This is a genomic window from Streptomyces sp. NPDC028907 (assembly GCF_055564995.1).
On sequence record NZ_JBVHVE010000043.1, the window covers coordinates 1 to 6,041 of the forward strand.

Genomic DNA, 6,041 nt, shown 5'->3' on the forward strand with positions numbered 1-6,041 from the left:
ACCGCAGCCCCAGCGCCTACGAACGAGCACTCCGAACAACAACTACGCTGACCGAAGCCGCATAACCCGTGTTCAGGATCAGGGGTCAAGGCCCGTTTCCAGCCTCAGCATGGCCTGCGGATCATAGGGGTCAGGGCCGTAGTCTCCCTCCGGATTGCCCATGATCCAGATGTTCTGCTCTTCGTCCACAGCCAGCAGCTTCATGCAGGTCTCTACGGGCGTGCCCAGACGGTCGATGGCTGCTCGCTGCAGCGGCAAGTTGAGTCCCATGACTTGGCCTCTCGTTGTCGGCGCAGTCCGTGACATCGAGGCGAGCAGAGGGGACTGCTGCTGTCCCCAGCAGGCCTCACTGCATCAGGGGGAAAATGGGTTGATCCCACTGAACCCGCCGGGGAGCTTCAGGATGTCCAGGATCCCGTTGGCCTGGATGGCGGGGTTGTCGGCGAGGGCAGCGGCCGGGGTCGCTTCGCTGCGGTCGACCGGCGGCGCCTGCTGCGGCATCTGCAGCCCGACCGTCGGCTCGAGCCTGCTCTCATCGTGCGTGGCGTGGTAGATCATGACGGTTCTCCTTTCACCTGGCCGCCGTGCCAGCGGGCGGATCCCGCCAGCACAGGACTTACGTCGAGATCCCGTACTTCGCCTGGTAGCACATCTGCCTGGCCGACCCTGTCAGGTCGGCGCACTTGGTCCTGGCTGCTTCCACACCTGCTCCTGGATGCTGGCCCGCAGTTTCAGTCACTGCATCCTCCCGGTTGACGGGGGGAGCCTGGACCGGCAGCCCGATGTCCGGCTGAGCGTCTGAGCTGTTCATCTGCTTCCTCCTCGTGTGCGCGATGACGGACTCACTTGTCGAGGAACTGGTGGACCGGCGCCAGGCTGACCGGCAAGTGGTAGCTGACGTCGTACGTGAACAGATACGACACCTTCGCGCGCTGGTCGTTCTCGGGGTCGAAGAACGTCACAGTGACGTCCTGGCAGTCCGAGCCCGGCCGGCAGTACGGACCCTTCGAAACCTGGATGCTGTCCAGCGCATACATGTGCTGTCGTCCCTCGTCGTTGGGGCCGGGGACCATGCTGCCGGACAGCAGACCGTCCTTGACCGTGTCGGCGATCATGTACGTGTTGGTCCCCGCGAAGTTCAGAGCTCGGTCGGCGGAGGACTGCCCCAGGTTGCGGAACTGGTAGTAGATCTTGTTGAGGAAGGCGAGGATGAGATTGTTCAGTTCCGCGTCGCTCATCCCGATACGAGCCTTGGCGACGGTCTGGCCCTGTTCCTGCACCGGCTTCTTGGCGTCTCGTTCTGCCTGCCTGATCGCCCCGACGACGCCGGTGACGAGAGCGGTTTCATTCCAGGTGTGGACACCGGGGGCTTCACCTTGACCACCGGAACGACCTGCCCTGAGTACAGTCGAACTGTTCGACCGGTGAGCTCTCCGGGGATAGACACGCGCGAGATGCGGCCGGGATCGAGTAGTGGACGGAGCTGATACCGGCGGGTGGGAAAGGGTTTCGAGTAGGTACTTGAACTGCCGCTGCAGCGAATTGCCGCCCGGGGCATCGAAGTCGTACTCGTCCCCGCCCTCTCCCTCTTCCGCCCCCTTTCCTTCCGTCGCCTTCTTCTTGGTCACAACCGGCCGGCTCCAGTCCAGGCCAGCGGGTTCTTCTGGCTCCAGCGCGTAGATCGGCGTTGCGTCGTGCTGCAGCAGCCATGTCACCTTGTCGGACAGCCAGGGATTGTCCGCCAGGAAGTCAGACAGCTGCTCCCCGTCGTATGGGTTCGGTGCCAGTTCCCTCTCCGGCATCCCGTTGCTCGCCGGCACTGTAAATGCTGGCATCTGCTGGCGGAACGCATCCCGGCAGGCGTCGGTCATATAGTCGTATCCGATCGTGCCGATCGCGTAGATCAACTGCCGGTGTCCGCCGTTCCCCCCACAGCTACAACCCGTCGCTGGACTCCCGCCGCATTCGCAGGAGGGACGGACACCGCCCCCATGAGGGCTGACGTCAACACCTGATTCCGGGCCGGAAGTAAGCGTCTCAGCGTTCGGCGCCTGGGCGCTGCCGTGCGCGCCCTCATCTGCCTGGATGGTCTGGGTCGTCATGGCTCTGGCTCCCTCGTTTGGTTCGGACTGAGGTGCCCCGAGCGACGAGGGCTCGCCTGCGGCGCTGACCCCCGGCCCGGAGATGGTTTCCCACGCCTGCGTCTGGTGTTGCTGCGCAGGCGACGACGGGACCGGAGCTACGTCAACAGCAATCAGTGGGGCGCGGCCTCGGCTGCTGACGAGGTCGTAGGCTCCTTTGGCATTCAGGTCACCCGCCAGGTTTCGGCGGCACTCAGGAGCATCGCTGGGCGAGCATGGGTGGGCAGAGGCGGTATCGAGAATGGCCTTGCCTGCAGCTTGGGGGTCCGCATCTCGTCCCTGCTGGAGCTGAGCAGAGATCAGGAGTGCCGCGACGCCAGAGGCGAGAGGCGTGGCGAAGCTACTGCCAGTGAGCCTCTGCCGCCCTCCACCGGGCGACGCGCCCTCGATGTCCTGCCCGGGGGCGAGGACGCCGTTGGTGCGGTAGGCGCCACCCCAGTTGTTGACCTCCAAAGGGCGGCCGTCGCTCCCCGCTGCGCCGATCGCGAGCACGGACGGCATTGCAGCGGGTACCTGCAAGCAGTCGCACCCATCGTTACCAACTGCCGCGACGACCAGAACACCGTTGTCCTCGCACAGTCGCAGGGCTCGTTCCAGCATGCTGTCGGCGGACCCGTCCGAGGCCCGTTCGCCGCCGCTGATGTTGATGACGTCGGCGCCCTCCTGCACGGCCCGCTCGATGGCACGGGCCAGGTCGAGTTGCGGGACTTTCATTCCAGCAGCGTCTGGGAAGATCGGAAGGATCAGTCCCCGGCACCGGGGAGCAAGTCCCACCAAGGTGCTCCCGGGCTGGCCAAAAGGCAGGCTTGTGACATGGGTGCCGTGCACAGACATCGGCCCTCGACCAGGTGGGTCCTGGACCAGGGTGTCGATCCTGGTGAGATCGGCCCCCTCGAAGCACGGATGAGACAGGTCCACGGGTCCGTCGAGTACGGCGATGCAGACATCGGGAACTCCAAGGAGCTCCTCGGGTCGTACAAGGCCGTGCAGGACCGAGCGGGCTTCCATCCAAGCCTCCTCGCCTCACCGTCGGAAGGTCCGGTCCCACCAAGACTCCCCCGCGGTTGTCGCGACGGTGTGCCCTGGAGTGTTGAGCGCGCGTCTCTCGCCCGTCTCTGAGACGTTTTTGCTGGCCAGAGCAAGTGCCGTTCATCCCGGCATAGACGAACAGCAGGTGCGCATGACATGTGCAGGCTGCACAGTGGTGGATGTGCCGAGGAACGATGCTCGCCTCGAACTGCTGAGGCGTTTCGAAGTCACCAATGGTGGCTGCCGTATCTCCCTCCCCTTGGGAGCACAACGCCTGCTGGCGTTCCTCGCGTTGCAGGAAGACGGTGCACACCACGCTGCAGCAGCCGAGCAGCTATGGCCCGACTGCACGCCTTATCGGGCGGCAGCCAACCTTCGGTCAGCCCTGTGTCAAGGCCGCCGTCTGGGGTGCCTAACGGCGATCGAGTCTGTCGGCCCGCGCCTGATGCTTTCGCCCTCGGTCTGTGTCGATCTGCACCGTGTCTGGGAGTCGGCCCGTCATGTAACCGAGGGCGTAGGAACGTTGCCCATCGATTGGGCCAGTCTCGTTAGCGACCTGAGCCGGGAACTGTTGCCCGGCTGGTCCGAAGACTGGTTGATATTGGAACGCGAACGGTGGGACCAGGTACGCGTCTACGCCCTCGAGGGCCTCGCCCAGCAGTTTCAGGTCGCAGACCAATATCTGCCCGCGCTACAGGCAGCGCTCGCCGCCATGGCCGTAGACCCCATAAGGGAGACTGCACACCGAATCGTGATAGAGGTGCACCTTGCCGAGGGCAACGTCGCCAACGCACTCAAGCGCTACCACGACTACAGGGCTTTCCTGCGCCGCGAGCTGAACGTTGCTCCGTCACGGCAAATGACCCAGCTTGTAAGGGACCTGTCACCCACTCAGCTGTAACATCCAATGCTGGCGATACACGAAGCCGTTGCCCAAGCGCACCAAGTTCCGGCGCTGGGCCACCGGCCGCAACGGCGCTGCGGATCCGTTCGGCGGGTGGTCCTGTGCGGCGTCCTGCCCCTGGGGGATCAGGCCATCCGGTCGTGGCGGCGCCGCCGGGCGGACTGGTCGATCCGATGGGCGGCGGCGGACCGCAGTTCACCGAGATAGCCCGCTCTTTCGGGGGAGGCCGTGCTGCGGGTCCTCGGTTACGCGTCGACGAACTGTTTCAGCATTTCCTCGAGGTCGGTGAGCGTGTCGGCGACCGGGGTTCCGGAGCGGGCATGGCGGATGGTGATGTAGGTGGCGGCGAAGTCCGCGAGTTCGAGGATCAGGTTGAGGAACTCGCCTTGATCGCGGTCGAAGGTCGCCCCGACCATGTGCGGCCGGAGCGGCCCGTGAGGTAGACCGGCGGTGCCGGTTCCACCGGTGTGGGGGCGGAGACGGCTCGCCCTGCTTGATCCTCTAGCGTGGATCCCCGTCCGCTACAGCGGCCCGGATACCAGGCCTTTCATGGGTGAGGAGCACAGAGTTGAGTGGCAAGCGATTCTGGTCGACCACGGGAGTCGTGGCATTGACAGGAGCCTTGCTCCTCACGTCAGCCCCACCTGCGTCGGCTGACTATGTCAGAGACCAGCAGTGGATCTTGGATGTGTTCGCGGTTGAAGACGTCTGGGCCGAATCCCAAGGAGAGGGCGTCACCGTTGCGGTTGTGGACTCCGGAGTCGATGCCAGCCATCCCGATCTGACCGGTCAGGTCCTCGAGGGGAAGGACTTCACTGGCGGAGGCAACGCGCAGGACGACAAGCACGGACACGGGACGGCTATGGCCAGCATCATCGCCGCACACGGCCATGGCCCGGGAAACTCGTCCGGCATGATGGGCCTCGCGCCGAAAGCAAAGATCCTGCCTCTGCGTGCCCTCCAGACGGAGAAAGACCCTCTTCACGACGAGACCTGGGCTGCCGCAGTTCGATATGCAGTTGACCAAGGCGCGAAGGTCATCAATCTCGCTATTGCAAATGAAGGCGGAAAAACGCTGAGTGACGGTCGTGCGGCAATCGCGTATGCACAAGCGCACGATGTCGTCGTGGTCGCCGGAACGGGCAATGACGGCTCGATAGCCGTCGCCGAACCGGCAGCACTACCTGGTGTTGTGGCCTTCGGCGCCATAGACAAGAGCGGGAACCTCTGGGAAGGCTCAAACACCGGAAAGGGGGTTGCCCTTGTCGCTCCAGGTGCTGAAGTCCTCGCGGCGGATCCGACGAGCACGCAGCAGTACTCCATGTCCAACGGCACATCGGACTCCACGGCCTACGTAGCCGCCGCGGCCGCCCTGGTCCGCTCGAAGTACCCCGAACTCACAGCGGGGCAAGTGATCAACCGTCTGATTAAGTCGGCCACCTTCGCGCACCACAAGGGATTGAAGGCTCCCGACGAGGAATACGGCTACGGGATCGTACGCCCTTATACGGCGCTCACGATGGAAATCCCGGCCGGACCCAAGGAGAACCCGCTCGGCCGGCTTTCCGTGGCCACACCTGCCTCCAGCGAGTCTTCCAAGGAAGCGGATACCGCCACGCAGGCCTCGTCCCGCAACCTCCTCGTCATCGTTGCCGGCATCGCAGCCGTCGTGGTCATCGGCGCCATCGTCTTTGCAGTCATCCGCAGTCGCCGCAACGGAGGGGATGGGCCCGGTTCCGGCGGCGGAATGCCCCGTCAGGGCACGGGCTACCCGCAGCAGCCCCCGACGGGCTATCAGCACTACCCCAACACAGCACCTCAGCAGGGCTACGCACCGCCTGCGGGGCAGTACCCACAGCACCCCAACCCACGCTAGACGAGTAGTTCCGATTGCGGGGTTCTCAGACGGAGGGAGGGTGTCCAACATCGGGTTGTGACGACCGATTTAGACACCCTCTTGACGGCAC

At 64.6% G+C, this 6,041-nt stretch carries 6 protein-coding genes; 2 read left to right on the forward strand and 4 right to left on the reverse strand.

Translation table 11 applies throughout. The annotated features are described in order from the left end of the window. Positions 1-78: 78 nt before the first annotated feature. The 3 genes from ACZ4UU_RS44985 to ACZ4UU_RS44995 all read right to left on the reverse strand — a co-directional run bounded on the left by ACZ4UU_RS44985 (position 79) and on the right by ACZ4UU_RS44995 (position 3,149). Positions 79-270 (reverse strand): hypothetical protein, encoded by a 192-nt coding sequence (locus ACZ4UU_RS44985; protein ID WP_471909253.1) that lies wholly within the window; start codon positions 268-270, stop codon positions 79-81. Between the two features lie 84 nt (positions 271-354). Next, positions 355-558, reverse strand: a complete 204-nt coding sequence (locus ACZ4UU_RS44990) for a hypothetical protein (RefSeq protein ID WP_471909254.1) — start codon at positions 556-558, stop codon at positions 355-357. A gap of 284 nt (positions 559-842) precedes the next feature. Then, positions 843-3,149 (reverse strand): cyanobactin maturation protease PatG family protein, encoded by a 2,307-nt coding sequence (locus ACZ4UU_RS44995; RefSeq protein WP_471909255.1) that lies wholly within the window; start codon positions 3,147-3,149, stop codon positions 843-845. 82 nt (positions 3,150-3,231) lie between these two features. Between ACZ4UU_RS44995 and ACZ4UU_RS45000 the strand changes: the two genes are divergently transcribed. After that, positions 3,232-4,071, forward strand: coding sequence for an AfsR/SARP family transcriptional regulator (locus tag ACZ4UU_RS45000; protein WP_471909256.1), 840 nt, complete (start codon positions 3,232-3,234; stop codon positions 4,069-4,071). A gap of 248 nt (positions 4,072-4,319) precedes the next feature. Here the strand turns inward: ACZ4UU_RS45000 and ACZ4UU_RS45005 are convergent, their stop codons facing one another. Continuing rightward, the gene (locus ACZ4UU_RS45005) at positions 4,320-4,490 is read right to left on the reverse strand and encodes a hypothetical protein (protein WP_471909257.1); all 171 of its coding nucleotides are present in this window, start codon (positions 4,488-4,490) and stop codon (positions 4,320-4,322) included. 272 nt (positions 4,491-4,762) lie between these two features. On the opposite strand from ACZ4UU_RS45005, the gene mycP reads away from it, so the two are divergent. Next, positions 4,763-5,950 carry a type VII secretion-associated serine protease mycosin gene (mycP, locus tag ACZ4UU_RS45010; protein WP_471909258.1) on the forward strand — a complete coding sequence of 396 codons (1,188 nt, stop codon included), beginning with the start codon at positions 4,763-4,765 and terminating at the stop codon, positions 5,948-5,950. The last annotated feature ends 91 nt before the right edge of the window (positions 5,951-6,041 follow it).

Excerpts from the sequence above, each read along its gene's own strand:
- ACZ4UU_RS44995 (WP_471909255.1), bottom strand. The coding sequence starts at position 3,149 with ATGGAAGCCCGCTCGGTCCTGCACGGCCTTGTACGACCCGAGGAGCTC.
- ACZ4UU_RS45005 (WP_471909257.1), bottom strand. The coding sequence starts at position 4,490 with ATGGTCGGGGCGACCTTCGACCGCGATCAAGGCGAGTTCCTCAACCTG.
- ACZ4UU_RS44985 (WP_471909253.1), bottom strand. The coding sequence starts at position 270 with ATGGGACTCAACTTGCCGCTGCAGCGAGCAGCCATCGACCGTCTGGGC.
- ACZ4UU_RS44990 (WP_471909254.1), bottom strand. The coding sequence starts at position 558 with ATGATCTACCACGCCACGCACGATGAGAGCAGGCTCGAGCCGACGGTC.